Source organism: Flammeovirgaceae bacterium SG7u.111 (assembly GCA_034044135.1).
GTDB lineage: Bacteria > Bacteroidota > Bacteroidia > Cytophagales > Flammeovirgaceae.
On the sequence record CP139021.1, the window covers coordinates 4,766,996 to 4,787,080 of the forward strand.

The following is a 20,085-nucleotide window of genomic DNA, read 5'->3' on the forward strand; positions in this document are numbered from 1 at the left end:
CAATCAAAAAGAAAACCCAGAATACATAAGAGCTTGGCGGCACTGTACCCTGGGTTAGGACTTAGTTGTTTTAACTAAATTTTATTAAAAATATGAAATTGAAAATTCTAAAACAAATTGTGATGATGCCCAAATACGCTATATGGGGTGTGTTTTTGCAGTGCTTCCTCTGCAGTATGATACTTGCAAATGATGGCAAAAGCCAGCACACCAGCATCGAAAAAATTTACCTCTCGCTAGACTGCAAGAGTGCTAAAGTAAACGAGGTATTCGCAAATATTGAAAAGAGTACCAACTTAAAATTTGCCTACTTTAATGACATCCTAAAGCAAGGAAACAAGATTTCTATTCACGCACAAAACAAATCGCTAGCCTACATACTCAGGGATGTGGCCAAACAAACAAACCTGAAGTTCAAGCGGGTTAATGGAAGTATATTTGTTGAAAAAAGGACGATCCTAGGACCAATGCTACAGGAAGAGCTAAAAGACCAATCGCCCGAACAACGTAAGATAGAAGGCAGGGTCTTGGACGAAACTGACCAACCACTTCCCGGTGTAAGTATCTTGATAAAAGGGACTAGCACTGGTACCACCACCGATTTTGATGGAAACTATAGCCTATCTGTGCCAGCAGGATCAGTTTTGGTGTTCAGTTACATAGGCTTCAAAGACCAAGAAATCACACTCACCGACCAAGCAAGATTGAATGTATCCATGGAGCCTGACCTTGAACAACTGGAAGAAGTTGTAGTAGTTGGGTATGGTGAGCAGAAAAAGACAAGTTTGGTAAGCTCGGTAACTTCAGTGAACATTAAGCAGCTAAAAACGCCATCGGCTAACTTGACAAATGCAATAGCAGGTAGGGTTTCAGGCGTGATTTCGTTCCAGCAAAGTGGCGAGCCTGGCTTAGGCACCGACAACTCTACCTTCTTTATCCGTGGCCTTTCCACTTTTGGAACGGGCAAAAGAAGTCCATTGATCTTGATTGATGGTATTGAGTCTACCGTGACTGACATGGCACGTTTGCAACCCGATGATATTTCAGACTTTTCAGTGTTGAAAGATGCTTCGGCTAGTTCTATATATGGAGCAAGAGGAGCAAATGGTGTTGTATTGATCAATACAAAATTGGGTTTGTCTGGAAAAACACGCTTCTTTTTTCGGATGGAAAACAGGATTTCTACCAATACGCAGAATATAAAGCTTGCTGACAATATCAGCTATATGAACATGGAAAACGAGGCAAACGTAACCCGTTCTCCAAATAACGTAGAACCTTACACCCAGTACAAAATCAATAATACTATGGCGGGGGCAGACCCGAATCTGTTCCCAAACAACGACTGGATGGGCCAACTCATTAAGGATTATACCTACAACCAAGGGTTTAACCTTAACCTGAGCGGTGGGGCTGAAAAGGCTCGTTACTACATAGCAGGAACTTATAACCGTGATAATGGTATCCTGAAAATTGATCCTATAAATGATTTCAATAATAATATTACCCTGAATAATTATTCTATCAGGTCGAATGTTGATTTGGATATCACCAACACTACCAACTTGGTTTTACGAGTTTATGGGCAATTTGATGATTATACTGGCCCAATAGGCGGTGGTGGATTAGCTTTCCATAATGCTCTCAACGCCAACCCTGTTATGTTTCCTAAAGTGTATCCAAAGGAAAAACTGCCTTACATAGACCACCCTTTATTCGGCTCTGACAGAGTGTTGAGCACTGGTAACTTGCAGCAGACGGGTAATTTGTTTGTAAATCCATATGCGGAGATGGTCAAAGGTTACCAGACCTACAAGTCATCAAACATTAACCCTCAATTAGAAATCAATCAAGATCTTGAGTTTTTCACCAAGGGCTTGAGGTTTAGAGGGATGTCTTATATAAAACGGACTTCTTTTGTAAGCCAAAACCGTTTTTACAACCCATTCTTCTACAAAGCCAACATTAACCCTACGGATGGAAACTATAACTTAGAAGTACTTAACGACGGTGGGCAAAACTCTATAGGAACGCCAGGTACCGAATACTTGAACTACTCAGAAGACAATAAAACTGTTGCCTCCCAATTCTGGATGCAAGGTGTCTTGGAATACAATAGGTTGTTTGGCATGAAACATAGCGTTGGAGGTTTGCTTCTCGGATATATTTCACATTATGAAATAGGCAACCCTGGTAGCCTTATCGAATCCCTTCCTAATAGGAATACAGGCCTTTCGGGTAGGTTTACTTACGGCTACGATGACCGCTATTTGGTAGAGCTAAACTTTGGATATAATGGCTCTGAGCGTTTTTCGGAACAAAACAGGTTTGGTTTCTTCCCTTCTGCAGGTTTAGGCTACAACATTTCAAAAGAAGCCTTTTTCCAACCACTAACCAAAGTTATATCTAACTTGAAACTAAGGGCGACCTTCGGGGTAGTTGGTAATGACCAAATAGGCGATACAAGGCAAAGGTTTCTCTACCTTTCAAATGTTAACTTAAACAACGAAGATTTTGGGGCAAGCTTTGGTAAAAATGACGGCGCAGCAACCTACTACAGACCTGGCATCTCCGTTTCTCGCTATGCAAACGATAATATTACTTGGGAAGAATCCAGACAAATAAACATTGGCATGGATCTCGGGCTATTCGATAATTCTTTGGAACTAGTGGTAGATGCATTTAAGCAATATAGGAGTCAAATTTTGCAACCTATCACGTACACAGACAATGCAGCAGGTCTTCAAGTTGTACCACTCGCCAACTATGGCAAAGCCGAGACTCAGGGGATTGACCTTTCATTGAACTATAACAAAAACATCACTAGGCAGCTCAACATGAACCTTAGGGGTACATTTACCTATGCTACTAGCTCAGCTATAAAACTCGATGAGCTAGCATACCAGGAAAACCTAGCCCATTTATCTAGAGTTGGCCAATCGCTTTCCCAGGAATGGGGTTACATAGCTGAGCGGTTGTTTGTAAGTGACGAAGAAGTAGCTAATTCGCCCGTACAATTTGGTAATACAGACTTAAGAGCAGGTGATATTAAGTACCGAGATGTCACTGGAGATGGTGTGATAAATTCAGATGATAGAGTGCCTCTTGGCTACCCAACACAGCCAGAAATCATTTATGGTTTTGGAGCTTCTATTATCTACAAGAACTTTGATTTCAACTTTTATTTCCAAGGCTCTGCCAGGTCCACCTTCTTTATCGACCCGAGGGCTATCCAGCCATTCTACAAAACCTCATTGAACACTTATTATGATCCACCTCGAGGTACTGATAGAATCTATCAAACAGGGCTACTCGAAGCCATTGCCGATGATTATTGGACAGAGAGCAACCCAGACCAGTATGCTTTCTGGCCAAGGCTGAGTACATGGAGAGTAGATTCAAATAACGAACGCTCAACTTGGTGGATGCGAAATGGCAGCTTTATCAGACTCAAAAGTGTAGACATAGGATATAATATGGAAATACCGAAACTAGGTATTGACAACTTGAGAATATACCTATCTGGCACCAACCTACTCATGATCAGTAAATTCAATTTGTGGGATGTTGAAATGGGAGGTAATGGTTTGAATTACCCCATCCAATCTACCTACAACTTAGGCTTTTCATTGAACTTTTAATTTGACTTATATCATGATACAATTCTTATTAAAGATAAAACATTGGAGCAGGAGTGTTGTAGAATCACTACAGCTATTCCTCCAACCTAAAAGGAAAGCGTTGCTTCCCGTAAAGCTCCTTGTAATGACATCAATCGTCTTTTCTTCGTGTGATAGCTATTTGGATATAGTACCAGACAACGTGGCAACTATTGACAATGCATTTAAGCTGAGAAATGAAGCTGAGAAATACTTGTTCACTTGTTATTCCTTTTTACCGAAAAATGGAGACGGGTGGTATAATGTAGGAATGATGGGTGCAGACGAAATAGTGCTCCCACAAGCTACTCAAGGCCAGTGGCATGCTGCATATAGAATCTCTATGGGTCAACAGAGAAAGGATGACCCTTATTTTAACGAGTGGGCGGGAACAAATAAAGGTAATGGCGCTGGATGGAACCAGCTCAAGTTATTTGCAGGAATGCGACACTGCAACACCTTTATAGAAACGGTAGAAGACGTAAACAATGTACCAGATCTTAGCTTGAACGAACGAGCAAGATGGATTTCTGAAGTGAAATTCTTAAACGCTTATTACCATTTCATCCTATTGAAGATGTATGGACCTATCCCGATCATGGATGGCCTTCCTGAAATCACCGAAGCTCCTACTTCTAAAAGGATGCCCGTCGATGAGGTTGTAGACTTCATTTCAAATACCATTGATGAATCTCTTGAAAACTTGCCAGACAGAATAGTTTCTGAAAACACTGAGCTAGGCAGAATCACCAAGCCGATTGCCTTAGCAGTAAAAGCGAGGTTGTGGATGTATGCGGCAAGCCCCCTTTTCAATGGAAACCCTGATTTTTCTGGTTTTACAGATAACGAAGGAACGGCACTTTTCAACCCTACATTTGATGCTACTAAATGGGAAAAGGCGAGAGATGCGGCAAAAGCCGCTATAGATGCGGCAGAGGAAAATGGTCATATGATGTACGAATATACAAATGATATTTTCAACCTAAATGACGAAACAAAAACCAAATTGAACATTAGGAATGCTATAACAGATAGGTGGAGCAGCGAAGTCGTTTGGGGTTTATCAAACAGCTATTTCTTTAACCATAACCTAGCGATGCCACCTATGCTTGGAGGTACAGGAACATCGACCAGTCGCTTCGTATTAGGAGGAATATGGGCTGCCCCTATTAAAATAGCAAAGATGTTTTATACCGAAAATGGTGTGCCTATAGATGAAGACAAAACGCTGGACTTCACTGATTATACCGAAGTATGGACATCTGAAGAAAGCGACCAATTCAAAATAACCCCTGGTTTTGAAACCGCTCGATTAAATTTTGACAGAGAGCCTCGTTTTTATGCTGATCTGGGTTTTGATGGAGGAACTTGGTACATGAAAGATGGCAATGAAACTGGTTCTGACATCGACAATTACTATATAGAATGCAAAAATGCTAAACCAGCAGGGTATGGCCACTTCACCAACTGGAACGAAACAGGCTATTTCATTAAAAAACTAGTACACTGGGAATCTTCTACCTCTGGTTCTACCGACCCGAGCTGGACAACTTACCCTTGGCCTGAAGTAAGAATGGCTGATCTGTACCTCATGTATGCCGAAGCTCTTAACGAAGTAGAACCTGGGTCGACACAAGCCATAGAGTATTTGGATATAGTAAGGGAAAGAGCTGGTCTGAAAGGCGTGGTAGAATCATGGAGCAACTTTTCTACCAACCCTACAAAATACTCTTCTCAAGATGGATTGAGAGAAATCATTCACCAAGAAAGATTAATTGAACTTGCCTTTGAAGGGCAACGCTTTTGGGACCTAAGAAGATGGAAAAAAGCTGCTGAAGAGCTTAACAAAGACATCACTGGTTTCAACATCTACGGTAAGACTACCGAAACCTACAATAATGAAAGAGTAATCTACACCCAAAAATTCATCACTCCGCGAGATTACTTATGGCCAATTGGAAATTACGATATAAGGAGAAACCCCAACTTGGTTGAAAACCCTGGATGGTAATTACTTTTTTATTTAAGAATTAAAGATTTGAACAAATGAAAGTAACTAAGATAAAAAAATTGGCTTATACCATGCTAGGTATACTCGCCATCATTTCTTGTAACGACGAGCTGGAGTTTAGGGAGCCGACCACCATAAGCGGTGCTGTACCAAGACCAGTAAGTGAAGTAACGGTAGAAAATCTTCCGGGAAAAGCTAAGATATCCTATTCTTTGCCCGACGACAGCAATTTACTTTATGTAAAAGCCTCTTATACCCTACCAAACGGAACTCCCCAAGTAGTGAAAGCTTCTTATTATGAAGATGTCCTTTTGATAGAAGGCTTTGCCGATACGTTGGCACATGAGGTCAGTGTTTACTCGGTTAGCCGCTCTGAAATAGAGTCTGCCCCTGTTAAAGTAAATATCAAACCCCTCGAAGCTCCTATCTGGAAAGTTTTTGAAAGCATAGAAGTATTAAATGCCTTTGGCGGATATAACCTCAGTGCAACAAATGAGTTTGAAGAAGATATCTCGATCCAAATCATGCGTAAAAATGATTTAGGAGCATTTGAAGTTGACCAATACAAAAGTATTTATACTTCATTGGCAGACATCACTTCTAAAGTGAGGGGGCTAGATACCTTGAACTATGAGTTCAAAATGTTTGTGATAGACAAATGGGGAAACTCTACAGATACGTCTACAGTGAATGTATTACCTATTTATGAAACGGAACTTTCGAAAGACAAATTCAAAGGTTTTGTATTGCCTGGCGATGCTCCTCAGGTTACCAATGGTGCAAGTCTCGAATATGCTTGGGACAACCGCTTAGGATGGCCATATACCAGCTTTACCTATCAAACTGCAGGTGGACCAGACCCTCATATGATCACTATAGACCTCGGTAGCATGGCTCAATTGAGCAGGCTTTGGTATCGTCCCTTCCCTGAACTTAACCCTAGCCAATTCTTCTACCTAACCACTATGAAAAGGTTTGAGATTTATGGTTCGGCCTCCCCATCTCTAGATGGCGCACTCGACGATAGCTGGCTCTTGCTTGGTTCATTTATATTGGATAAACCATCAGGTTCTGCTTACGGACAAGATACGCCCGAAGACCGTGCCGCTGGTGAAGCAGGCTTCAACTTCGAGCTAGATATAACCGCACCTAAAGTGAGGTACATACGGATACGATGCTTAGAAAACTATGCTGGCGGAACTGCCCAAAGCATAAATGAACTAGGTATTTATGGCGATCCACGCTAACCTGATTTAAATTTAACCTGTCTGGCAAACAGTCCGGTAACCCGCCGCTTTTTGCCAGACATTAATATAAAACATTATGAAACCTATGAATATATGGTATAAAATAAGAATGATCATTGGATGCCTATTTTTGGCTTTACTATCATTCTCATGTAGTGACTGGGATACATTCAAGAAATTTACTGAAGGTGGCGAGATTATATATCCTGGTAAAATGCAGTCAGTAATTATCTACCCAGGTAAAGAAAGGGTCCAATTCAATGGCATCTTAAATCCTGATCCTAATATTGTCAGTTACAAAATCCGCTGGAACGATAACAAGGACTCCATCACATTTGACATAGATAAGCCATCAGGTCAATTGCCAGTGGAAAACATCTTTAGCGTAGACGAAGGGGTAAAAAGTTTTGAGGTCTATACTTTCGACGCAAAGGGCAATGTTTCAATTCCAGTAAATGCTGTTGGGGTATCTTACGGCGATGCTTATAGAAGGAAGCTGAACAATAGGCTTATTTCTGATTTGACTTTTGAAGATTCTGGAACAACTATTAACTGGTCGCAAATGGATCTCAGCACAGGTCCGCAATATACTGTAGTAGAATACGAAGTTGGCGGTGAAGCCAAAACGCTAGAAACCCCTATTTCCGAATCAAGCACTTTTCTTGAAGGCGTTACTAGCACAACAACTATTAAGTACAAAACTGTATTTAAACCTGAGTCAACCAGTATTGATACTTTCTCTACCACATTTGAAGATTACTTAGTGAAAATCCTTCCTCAGATGAAAAACATACGAGTGCCCTTTGCAGCATCAGCAACCAATGGCAGGTGGGGTATTTTAGCTGATTGGGCAACCAACGAAGCTGCCAAAAACCACGATGGCTATGGCGGCTGGGACGAATGGAATGGCAATATTTTCAACGTTGAATCTGGCTGGGGAAGCCCGAACATAACAAACGGTAAAATCTACCAAACCTTGAACCTTCCTGCTGGTAGCTATACCTTCAAGATTGATGAATTGCTGAGTACCAACATAGTTGACACAGACCCTGTTTACCTAGTAGCGGCTGAAGGAACTACGTTACCTGATGTGGAAAACATAGACGATGCTTTAGTCTATACCCAGTTCCTAGGGAATGAAATTGTATTTGAGGTGGCAGAAGACAAACAAGTGTCCATTGGAATCCTTACGTCACAGCAAGGAGATAAATTTTACAATATCGTTGCTTTTGATTTCTACTTAAATGAGTAGTAACCCATTAAATCAAACAACAACTTTTGGGGAATGCCTTAACCGGTGTTCCCTTTTTAATTTTTTTTGGACAGAACCATTTCGTTTCCAATCCCTCAGATGTTATTAATTTCTCACAAAAACATATTGACAATACCCCTACTTTAAAGCAACCTGTCACAGGTTTAGGTAAAACACCTAGAGATTTAAGCATATCTACCAAATGCCACCCTTCCTGCGTTTAATATCCCTTCTTCATAAAACAAAATATCCTATAACTTTCAAAATAAGCTTTGTTTTAATAGCACTTTTTTATTTCACCTCTTAGCCTCAATCAATTAAAACCGGTATTCAACAAAACTAAACGCCAATTTCCAAGCCCATCTATCACATTGGAGTTTACTTGTAAATACTAGATCACTCATGGGGCACGTTCTGTACTTAAGTCAACGAAAAGGGCAAGACTACTGCATTTCTTGCCCGTAAAAATTTGAATCATCCTAAACAAAACAAACACTAGTTAGACATGGTGAAAAAGTTACACCTCTACCAAGATTGGTTTGGAAAATCTACTATATATTCCATAAGCCTAGTATTTCTACTTCTTTTATCATTTCAAGAAACAACAGCTCAACGCTATTGGGTCGGGGGAACAGGCAACTGGAGCGATACCAACCATTGGTCCACCGCTTCTGGAGGAGCCGGTGGAGCGACTATCCCTTCAAGTTCTGAAGACGCTATCTTTGATGCAAACTCCTTTACAGCAGGTGGGCAAATAGTCACCCTCGATATTGATGGAGAGTGTAGAGATTTTGAGTGGAATAATGCAACGAATTCTCCCGAATTCACCGGCGCAGCTGGTAGAACATTAACTGTTCACCGCTATAATTTCACCCTCATCGATAACATGACTTACTCCTTTTTAGGAGAGTTGATTTTTGTTCGAAATGGAAACGTGTTGATCGAGCTAGGCGGAGCTTCTAAAACCCTTGGGAATATGACGTTTCTAATGGATAATAGTAGCACTACTAGGTCTGCAGTGATAAGAACTACTGGCGCAGATATGGCTGATACTTATGTGATAGGCGATGTAGTAGTGGATAGTGCCAATTATCTATACTGGCATAACAATAGTACAACCACAAACACCAATGTTGAATTTGGAAATATTGATTTGGCTATCAATAGCAATTTAAGAGTGAATGCCCCTAATGGAGGTTCTTCAACCAGTACTTTTGGAAATATCACCCTTCAAGAACAAAATGATCTCAGGGTCTATGCAATCACAAATACCTTTAATGGCACCATTGATATTAACCAAAACAGAAATGATTATGTTATTTTTGGAAAGACTGACGGCTCCTCAACAAATATCTTCAATGGTTCAGTAACAGCCAGCGGTAGGTCAAATAGCCGTGATAGGATACGTTTTTATAACAATAGCACTTTTCAGTCTACGGTCACACTTCTTGATACCACAGAGGCTAATTTCTATGATGGAGCTATATTCAATGATTTGGTAACTATTGGGGCAGGAACAGGTTTTGCCGATGGTGAAAGGTGTGAAATACAATTTATAAATAATACAACTTTCAATGCAGGTTTAACTGTCGGCGATTATTCTTTTATAGAATTTGGAGATAATGATGGGGGAGAAATAACCGATGCAGAAACCATTTTTGCCAGCAATACACCTGTTACTTTTGGAAATGACTTAGATCTTCTTTTCAGAAAGAATGCGACCTTTGAAGGAAATGTCACGATCGGAAATGACTGTGAGATTGACTTCAACGGTGGTGATAATACTTTTGAAGGAACTGTTACCATTGGCTCTCAAGATGTAACTGGCAGAAACATCGTTTTTAACAATACCAATATTTTTGAAGATGCTGTTGTGGTCAATGGGAGCCAATATGACTACAACAGAATCATATTTGAAAACAGTACTTTTGAAAGTACTGTCGACCTACAAGGCACGGACGTTAAAGCCAGTTTTGATAATGACTGTACTTTCAATGGCTTAGTAACTGTTGCTGACAATGGAGAAGCAAGGTTCAGGGAAAGTGATATATTTAATGCAGGTGCCACATTTGGAAACAATACTTTAGTAAGGTTTGCTGATGACAATATAACAGGTTCTTCTACTACATTTAACTCAGCTGCACCTGTCACTTTTGGCACAGGGGTCGATATGATCGCTGATAGAGATTTTTTCATATCTGGAGACTTAAGCTTTGGCGATGACCCTTCTCGAGTACAATTTAGCGGTTCAGAGAATATATTTAATGGCGATGTTGACTTCGGAATAGATGCAAGAGCCAATTTTTACAACTTGAATACATTTAATGGCAATGTCACTATTGCAAGTGTAGAAGGAGGATCAAATGATTTGTTCAGGTTTTATGGCAGTACTTTCAATGACGCTGTTAGTATCACAGGTTCTTCTACCACTCCTTATGGCTTGAGGTTTTATGGAAGCGAATTCAATGAAAAACTGACATACGTAGATGGACAAGCGAGCTTTGAAAGCTCTTGTAGTTTCCACCATGATGTAGATATCCAAGGAGGGGTTGTGTACTTTAGGGAAGACGACACTTTCGACAATACCCAAAATGGAGCTGCAACTTTTCAAGCCAGAAATGCTGATATTATATTTGGACAAAGAACAAATACAACACACACAACCACTTTTGATGTACCCGTGACATTCGGCACTGGTGTAGATGTGATCTCTCGATACAATACCATTTTCAACAGCACTGTTAACTTTGAAGACGATATCACTAATGCACTTTTTGCCGACTATGGAAACAGTACAAGCACTACCCACAATGATGATGTGACAATAGGGCAAAACAACACGGTTGAGTATGAAGGTATGGTCACATTTAACGAACCTTCAGGAACAACCCTACTCACCGTGGGTGAAAATTCGACTTTAAATCTTGATACCAGAAATGGTGATAACACTTTTTTGGATATTACTTGTCTGGAAGGTGCATCCATCAATTTCAATCCTAACTATTCTAATCAAGTTGATGGGAGTACAATTCGAGACTTCATCTTGACTAATTTCAATGATATAGCATTTAACCGGTATAACACAGTAACAATCACTTCGATGACTGCAAATGCCGGCTCAGGAGGTTGTGAAGAGTGGATTTATTTACACAGCCATGATTTAAACCAAAATAACAACAGAGGACTTGTATCATTTGCCTCTCCGCAAACCCTTACAGGTGTAATAGCATGGAAACTAAATGTAACAAGCTCAAACCTTACAATAGACTATGGAAAAGACCTTGGAAGAAACCAAGGAATTACTTTTAATCTAGCCCCTGCCAGAACAGTCCCTCTCGACTTTTATTGGGTTGGAGGTAGAGACGGGCTCACCAAACTTTTTGGAGACAATGAAAACTGGAACAACCCTTCCAACTGGGTTGCAGGAAATTCTTCTTTTGCCGCTGCCACCAATAATAATGGCTGTATTCCTGTAGAAGGTGACAATGTCTATTTTAATGCTAATTCATTTACATCGGCAGGAAAACAGGTTGTGGTAAATGTAGATGCGGCATTCCATGACATGGACTGGACTGGCTCACTCAACAATCCTGAGCTTACTGAAAGCGGAACATATACACTAGATATTGACGGCTCTGTTACTTTTGTAGCGGCAATGACCTCTTCTTATACTGGGGCAGTAAACTACATTAGCGATGAAGCCGAGGTTTTGGTAACTGCCGACCAGACCTTTGGTGGCGATGTCACTTTCAATAATACAACAGGTTCTTGGCAGTCAAATGGAGCATTGAATTGCACTGGCACTTTATCTCTAGAAGAAGGAATATTAGACTTAGAAGCATTTAACAGTAATGTTAGCTGCGATAAATTCATTATGAATTCAGGAGCCGACTTGGCCAGAACCCTTAATTATGGAGGAACAGGCACAATTTCGATTACCGGTAACGGTACGGGCGTAGATGCTGTAGTTGATTTGAGAGGTGCAAATTTAACGATTTTTCCAGCTTACGATGCGGTTACTATACCACAAACCTCTAATTGGTCAATTGAGGGCACATCCCACTCAGATATCCAGTGGGGTGATAATCCTTTGAACATTGGCAATGTAACTATTGATATTGGGAATAATAGGGATGCGTTTTTCTATAGTGATGCCGTAGCTGCTGACTTGTTCACTTACGGCAATTTGACTATTACAGATTTCACTGATGCGTTCTTTTATGGTGATTCAAAAAAACAATATGGCTCCATGATCACTGGTGAGGAAACCGACACTGATTTCGATGGTGAAGAAATTCATTTCACTGGTGACATAGTTTATGGCATTGAAAATACTTGTGATGTAAATGGCACTACTAATACTTACCAAGCTGTTACTATTGGTTCAGGCGACACTTCACCTAACTATAATTTCAGATTCAATGGCACAAACACTTTCAATGGTGATGTATTAATAGATGGCCGCTGTGATAATACTGATAGAATACATTTTTATAACAGTACTTTTGAACAAACATACACGATGGAATCGCCCACAAGAGCAAGGACAATTGGCCCTGCTATTTTCAAAGGGCTAGTAACAACCCAAGATGGCACATCCTCAGATGTTTCGGATAGAGTAAGCATGAGGTTCAGAAATGACGCCACTTTCCAAGGAGGCGCCTATTTTGGCGATTATTCTTGGGTACAATTTAATGACCCTGGAGAAGCAGACCAAGGGACTTTCGCCCAATTTGAAGGCAGCAATACCGTTGAATTTGGAGACTATGTATATGTAGATGCATATGAAGATTTATTTTTTGTAGAGGATGCATCGAACAATGCTCCGCCAGTAATTATTGGAGACAACACTATTCGTTTTGAAGCTGATGAAAATGTAGTAGTCGATAATACACTTACAATTGGCGACAATGCCACTTATATCCGATTCTGTAACGAGGAGGGCGAAGGCACTTTTGGCGATGCTGTCGCTATAGGAGAGAATAACTCAACAATCTATTTTGAGAGAGACAATGTTTTTGCTAGTACATTTGATATTGGAAATGGCTCTGTAGTTCAAATAAACGACAATGATTCTATCAGTGTTTTCCAAGGAGATGTAACCATTGGTGATGACGCTGACGTAGAGTTCAGGAAGAAAAATACATTTGAGCAAAACCTTACCATTGGATCAAATGCAATGGCAACATTTAGTCAAGAAACGTCCAATGCAACCCAACCTGTTTATACCTTAGTTCAAGGAAATGTAGACATTCAAAATGGGGCAACCGCTGACTTTAGACGGGAAAATGAATTCCAAGGTACTTTCGATACAGGTTCTGATGTATATCTTATTTTCAATAATAGTGAAAACTCTACTTCAACTTTCAAAGGTTTAGTTGATATTGGCAACAATAACGAAGGCTATTTTGAAAGGAATAATATTTTTGAAGCAGCAGTAACTGTTGGGAATAACGCCAGCCTCACTTTCAACAGAGACGGGCGTGATACAGAATTTCAAAGTACCCTTACTATTGGAAATTCAGGAAACACAAGCTTTGGAAGAAAGGTGAATTTTTACGACGATGTTCTTTTTGGTTCACAAGCAAGAAGCACCTTCACTAACCTTGAAGATGACTCTACTATTGTACATACTCACCTAGAACTTGGCATAGATAATGAAGCTGATTTTTACGGCGATTTAATATTCACTAAAGCAGCTATTGACGCTGACTACGAATTTGAGATTGGCCAAAGAAGTATAGTCACGTTGAATGAAAGAGGCTCCAACAATGAAGATGGAGTATTTCAAGACATACATTTAAGCGAAGAGGCAAGGTTGACTTTTGCTAATAGACGTAACTCAGTCAGAAACCTTCATACAGAGACCTATAACATCATTGAACTTTCAACTCATGGAACTACTACGGTTACTAATGAATTCACTGCAAGTGTTACATGTAACGAATGGCTGATTGTTAGGTCAGATATTTCAGGTGATGATGCCGAGATTGAATTTACCACTAAAAAACAAGATTGGTCAAACATTGTAGTACAAGATTTGACCGTGTTAGGTCCAACAAACTCTGGTTCTAATTTCCCATTAGAAATATTTGAAGGAGTAAACCTTGACAACCTTGCTGAAACCACTAGCGACGGCAATGAAATAGATTCGGGACATGGAAGTTATGACCCATTAAAAACAATTTACCTTAATGCGGAAAGAACTCCTAAAACACTTTACTGGATTGGTAGAGGTACTACTACCCCCGATTGGAGTAATATAGATAACTGGTCAGAATCAAGTGGTGGAACTATTTCTGGCTGTATTCCAAATCCAATTGACTCAGTTGTGTTTGACAATAATTCATTTACTGCAAACAACCAACAAGTAATCATAGACATTGCAAATGCAGCTTGTGGTGGTTTTAGCTGGGTGGCAACTAACTTCACTGGGATAATGGAAGGCGATGCCCTAAATACCCTTCAAGTTTATAGTGATTTTTCTGTAAATGATAATTGGGATAACCAATTTTGGGGTACTGTAGAATTTTATTCGGCAAAAGCTATCTCAAGAGAAATTAATCAATCCTCAGGCGTAAGTCCGATAAATTTCCTTGGCCCTATTACCTTCTCGGCAAGTTATGATATTTCTTCAAGCCCCTACAACTGGAAATTTGATGATCCTATCGACATAAATGATGGTGATACAACTGATATCTATGACAATTTCTTTAGCCATCACCAAGGGTATGTTTGGGCAAATGGCCAAGATATTAACGTAGAAGGAGATTGGGAAATCCAAGCTGATGGTTATTTTATACATGGAGACAACACCGTCACCTTTGATGGAAACATCGACAACGTAACGATCGAAACTAACGAACAAGCATTTTATAACTTGGTAGTTAATAAAATAACCGCTATTAGAGATGTGCAAATCATTACCGATGACGTAACTATCGACAATGATTTGACCATTACTTCTGGAAGGCTTTGGGACAGCAATGAAGGTACAAGTGCCCCAAAAGCTATCAATGCAACCGAAACAGGTACTGTGACCATTACCGCAAACGGTTCATTACTGCTCGGCTCCAACAACAATACTGCCGCAACCTCATTCCCTAATTTTGGTACTTACAATCTTGACGATGCAAGTACAGTATATTTCAGGCATAGGGATAACCAAGACCAAAATATCCAGAATGCAGATAATGAACCAATTGAATTCGGCAACCTAGTTTTGATGAATGCTAGAGATGGCTCAGGTGGTAACAGTGGCAATATTGCTTATAAGTACTTATTAGCACCAGTTACAATCAATGGAGCATTAAGCATTTTAAACAGAACAACTTTTAATGATCAGGGTAACCAAGTTACAGGTAACCTAAATACGGAAGACTCACTTACAATGGTTGATAACGCAACTTTTATTGTGGGCGATGAGGATGATGGCACTTCTTTACCTCAATTCTATACTTACAACTTAGGCGATGACTCTGAAATAATATACAACAGTGGTGTTGCCCAACCTATTAGGGGAATTGATGACGGTGGATCTTCTAATGGCAGCTATGCCAACCTGACCATAACGAATTCAGATAGTGCAAGTACTTCTACCCCTGTATTAAAAACCTTAGATAATCCTTTGAGAATAAGAGAGGCGTTTAGGATTTATGACGACAACCATGTTTGGGACGAAGGGCACCAAATAACTGCGCTTAGCAACAACAGTTGTGAATTGTATACTGAAATAAATACAATCCTAACTTTTGGTTCTGTAGATTCGGCAACAATCTTTCCTGGCTTCCAAAGTGATGAAATCTTCTTAGATCTCAACTCAACTATAATTTATGCCTCTGGAGCATCAGATGACCAACAGGTAAGAAGGCTTGCTAATGGTGATAATTCAGAAAGAAGTTATGGAAACTTGAAGTTTATCAACTTGGACTCAACCGCCCATACCAACGGTATTGTAACCAAAACTCTTGCAGCCAGTCCTTCTGCTCAAGACGGCAGTAATACTCTAAAGGTAAGAGGTGATTTATACATAGGTGATTACAATAATGTAATTGACGCAGGCTATCAGATTGAAGGAAACAGCACTGATGGAGGGTCAATCGAAATTGACGACAATGCAATTCTGACCTTAGGAAGCTCAACTGTAGCAACCCTTTTCCCTCTATATTTCGATGCGTTTGATTTGGATGCAAATAGTGAGGTAATCTACAATGCTGGAGTAACCCAAACTATCAAAGGACTTTATAATTCAGGTGATCTCACGGCAAATGACAACTATGGCCATATTACATTGATAAACTCTGATGGAGGTTCATTGATAAACAAGACGCTCGATGCTGAAATGAATGTGAGAGGTAATTTAACGATCCAAAGTAACAACAATTTGGTTGACGATGGTTTCCAAATCTACGGAGGTGCTGCTACAAGCAATACACTTGAGCTATTTGGAGATGCAAGCCTTACACTAGGTGGCGATGCAACCGATTCGGAAAACACGGTTTTCCCTATCTTCAACACAACCAACTTGCACCATGGTGATTCACCAACCAGTACCGTTTATTACACTTCAAACCGTGAAGATGCAGTGCAAGAAGTAGCAGGTGGGCTTGATTACGGAAACCTTGTCATTACTTCGGTTAATACCACAGTAAGCACAGAAAAAGAACTTCAGGCGGCTACTAATATCCATGGCAACTTAGATATTACAGGTGTAAATTCAGGAGAAGAAATAATCTTTAACGACAATGGTTTCCAAATAACAGGAAACGCAACAGGAACTGTTACCTTAGGAGCAAGATCTACATTGCAGCTGGGAGATGAAGTTACGGCAACCCTATTCCCTCTCACCTACCCTAGGGACAATGCGTCGTTGTTGTTGGATGATGCCAGTACAGTTACCTACAATGCGGGTGATGGAGCTGCAGGTATCCCTCAACTGATTGCAGGTGGGTTTGATTACGGAAATTTGACATTGACAAACCCAACAGCATCTTCGCAAGTCAATAAACAACTTGAAGCTGCTGTGCAAATTGACGGAAGTTTGACTATCAACACTCAAAACCATTTGATAGATGATGGTTTTCAAATCACTGGCAACGCAGACGCAAGCAACTTGATGACAATGGCGGCAAACACTACGCTTACTTTGGGCAAAGCTGGAGCCGGTACATTTGCCACCGAGTTCCCGTTACTTTTCATCCGAAACAACACGAATATCCTACTGAACGATGCCAGTGAGGTCATTTACAATGCTGGTGATGACAATACGGATGCCCCTCAAATGGTAGCAGGTGGTTTTAATTATGGAAACTTAACGTTTACCAATCCAACTGCTGGAGGCAATATAGAAAAACACTTGCAAGCAGATGCTACAATTGATGGTGACCTAACTATTAATACACTGAATACTGTTTTTGACAAAGGCTTCCAGTTCATAGGAAATGCTTCTGGTGATTTAACTATTGCTGCAAACTCAATATTAAATATTGGAGAAGGTACTTCAGCAACTACCTTCCCAACAAACTTTGTTTCTGCCAACATTTCATTGGACGAAACAAGTACAGTAGATTATAGATCAACGGACGACCAACAAGTTTCAATTGCACCTGGCGATGGAACTACTGGAACGGGATATGGCAACTTGGTTATTTCACAAGACAACAGTGCAACAGTTATTAAAACCCTTACGGGAAGTGGCGTTACTTCAGCAGTTCAATTGAAAATCCAAGGTAACTTAACCATCGACAAATGGAATCATTTCCTTGATGCTGGTTACCAGATAGAGGGACCAGATGCCGCTGGAAAAACCTTGGAAATGGGGATCACTGGTAATGCAGGTGGAGAGGCAAGGTTTGTACTCGGAAGAGGAATTGACGATGCCGCTTGGGACGATTACGCCACCTATATGCCAAGAGGCTGGGATAACAGAGTCACAGGAACTAGCACTGGACAAATTCACCCGACCGAAAGTACGGTTGAATATAGAGGAGGGCGTACACAAGAGGTAGACGCTGATTTCCCTTATGGAAACCTGTTGTTCTCGGTTGATGGAAGCACTAGTGAAGTGGGCACAAACAGAGTTAGAAAATACCTTAAAACGTATAATGCTTCTTCAGATGTAACCATCTACGGTGATTTGACCATTGGCGGCACTGTTAACTTAGATGATGATGGAATTCAGCTTATCGCTCAAGCTACTTCTACATTAACCCTGAACGACGATGCTGACTTGACTTTGGGAAATATAGGAACTGCAACTGAATTCCCTCAAGATGTAACCGATGCAAATATTGCTTTGGCAGATAATTCAATGGTAATTTATAATTCTGATCAAGACCAGGACATTAGAGCACTATTTCTCTCATCTAACCAAGCTTCTGACAGGAATTATGGCAACTTGACTATCAACAACCCAGGAGTTGGAAACCCAACTAAAACCATTCTGGGGGACGATATAAGAATAAGAGGTGATTTTGAACTAGGCTCAGGAAATACGATCGATATGGATGTTGCTACGCTCAATATCTATTTGGGTGGTCACTGGACAAACAACGGCGGTACTTTCACATTCAACCAAAGCAAAGTTATTTTTGAAGGGGCAGTAAATCAAGAAGTTACTTCAGCTAGTTCCAAATTCTACAGAGCAGAAATTGACAATAACGCTGGAATTCTGTTAAAAGATGACTTTGTGCTAGATGGCGCAACAAACGGAGAGTTTATCTTTAATGCTGGTCATGTTTCATCAGATAGCGGAAATGAAGAGCTGGTATTTGAAGACGGATCAAGCTATTCAGGCGCAGGTGCAAATAGCCACTCACTGGCTAAAGTGAGAAAAATTGGTGCAGATGACTTCACCTTCCCTGTTGGAGATGGTACTACTGGATATTACAACCCAGTTGGAATTTCTGAACTAACTGCTTCTACCGAGTTCATTGCCGAATACATTGGAAGTAACCCACATGGCTCATACGATGTAAACAGTAGAGATACTACACTTCACCATGTAAGTGTACAGGAATATTGGATGTTAGAAAGGGATGCAGGTGCCGCAGTTGCTTCCGCAAAAGTTACTCTACACTGGCAAAACCCACGTACCGATATGCAAACTTCTTCTGACCTGAGAATTGCGCACTGGAATGGTTCTAAGTGGGAAAATGTTGGGAATACCGATGCATCAGCCTCAGGTACAACTGGCTACGCCACCTCAGAATTACTTTCTGACTTTAGCCCATTCACTTTTGCAAGTTTGTCTGGCTTAAACTTATTGCCAGTAGAACTTCTCTCATTTGAAGCTAAGTACGAGAAAGAAGAAGGAGTGGACTTGACATGGAAAACAGTAAATGAGTTGGATAATGAAGGCTTTATCTTGAGCCGTTCAATTGGAGACGATGCTCATTTTGAAGAAATTGCTTCTTACAAAAATGAATCAGACCTAAAAGGTCGATCAGGTAATGGAGAAATAAACAAATACAGCTACTTGGACACAGAAAATCTTGCCCCAGGCGAAGTTCATTACTACCGTCTACAGCAAGTCGATTTCAATGGTGAAGTCACCACCTTCCCTATCAAAGCAGTGAACATTGGTGCTAAAGTGGTACTTTACCAAAACTACCCAAACCCTGCTTCTTACAACACTACTCTTGCTTTTTCTATTGAAAAAGAAGGAAGGGTAAGGTTAGAAATAAGAGACATGAGAGGCGCTCTGGTAGATGTGGCAACTGATGCAGCTTTCGAAGTAGGTACCCACAAAGTTGACTACGATTTGTCAAGCTACAAATCAGGTATTTATGTGGTAAGAATGTTCTATGGAGATAAAATAATAAATATTAAAATGTCAGTGGTAAAATAATCGCAAACCAAGATTAACTATAATCAAAAGGCTCTCCTAAAAGGGAGAGCCTTTTGTATTTTGGGGCA

5 protein-coding genes are annotated in these 20,085 nt (G+C 40.3%); all 5 read left to right on the plus strand.

Translation table 11 applies throughout. The annotated features are described in order from the left end of the window. Nucleotides 1-92 precede the first annotated feature (92 nt). The 5 genes from R9C00_18710 to R9C00_18730 all read left to right on the plus strand — a co-directional run bounded on the left by R9C00_18710 (nucleotide 93) and on the right by R9C00_18730 (nucleotide 20,017). Nucleotides 93-3,641, plus strand: a complete 3,549-nt coding sequence (locus R9C00_18710) for a TonB-dependent receptor (GenBank protein ID WPO33732.1) — start codon at nucleotides 93-95, stop codon at nucleotides 3,639-3,641. Between the two features lie 124 nt (nucleotides 3,642-3,765). Continuing rightward, nucleotides 3,766-5,670, plus strand: coding sequence for a RagB/SusD family nutrient uptake outer membrane protein (locus R9C00_18715; protein WPO33733.1), 1,905 nt, complete (start codon nucleotides 3,766-3,768; stop codon nucleotides 5,668-5,670). A gap of 35 nt (nucleotides 5,671-5,705) precedes the next feature. Then, nucleotides 5,706-6,917, plus strand: a complete 1,212-nt coding sequence (locus R9C00_18720) for a DUF4959 domain-containing protein (protein WPO33734.1) — start codon at nucleotides 5,706-5,708, stop codon at nucleotides 6,915-6,917. An 85-nt stretch (nucleotides 6,918-7,002) separates the two neighbouring features. Then, nucleotides 7,003-8,169, plus strand: a complete 1,167-nt coding sequence (locus tag R9C00_18725) for a DUF4998 domain-containing protein (protein WPO33735.1) — start codon at nucleotides 7,003-7,005, stop codon at nucleotides 8,167-8,169. A gap of 505 nt (nucleotides 8,170-8,674) precedes the next feature. Next, the gene (locus tag R9C00_18730; protein WPO33736.1) at nucleotides 8,675-20,017 is read left to right on the plus strand and encodes a T9SS type A sorting domain-containing protein; all 11,343 of its coding nucleotides are present in this window, start codon (nucleotides 8,675-8,677) and stop codon (nucleotides 20,015-20,017) included. Nucleotides 20,018-20,085 lie beyond the last annotated feature (68 nt).

Excerpts from the sequence above, each read along its gene's own strand:
- R9C00_18710 (WPO33732.1), top strand. The coding sequence starts at position 93 with ATGAAATTGAAAATTCTAAAACAAATTGTGATGATGCCCAAATACGCT.
- R9C00_18715 (WPO33733.1), top strand. The coding sequence starts at position 3,766 with ATGACATCAATCGTCTTTTCTTCGTGTGATAGCTATTTGGATATAGTA.
- R9C00_18720 (WPO33734.1), top strand. The coding sequence starts at position 5,706 with ATGAAAGTAACTAAGATAAAAAAATTGGCTTATACCATGCTAGGTATA.
- R9C00_18725 (WPO33735.1), top strand. The coding sequence starts at position 7,003 with ATGAATATATGGTATAAAATAAGAATGATCATTGGATGCCTATTTTTG.
- R9C00_18730 (WPO33736.1), top strand. The coding sequence starts at position 8,675 with ATGGTGAAAAAGTTACACCTCTACCAAGATTGGTTTGGAAAATCTACT.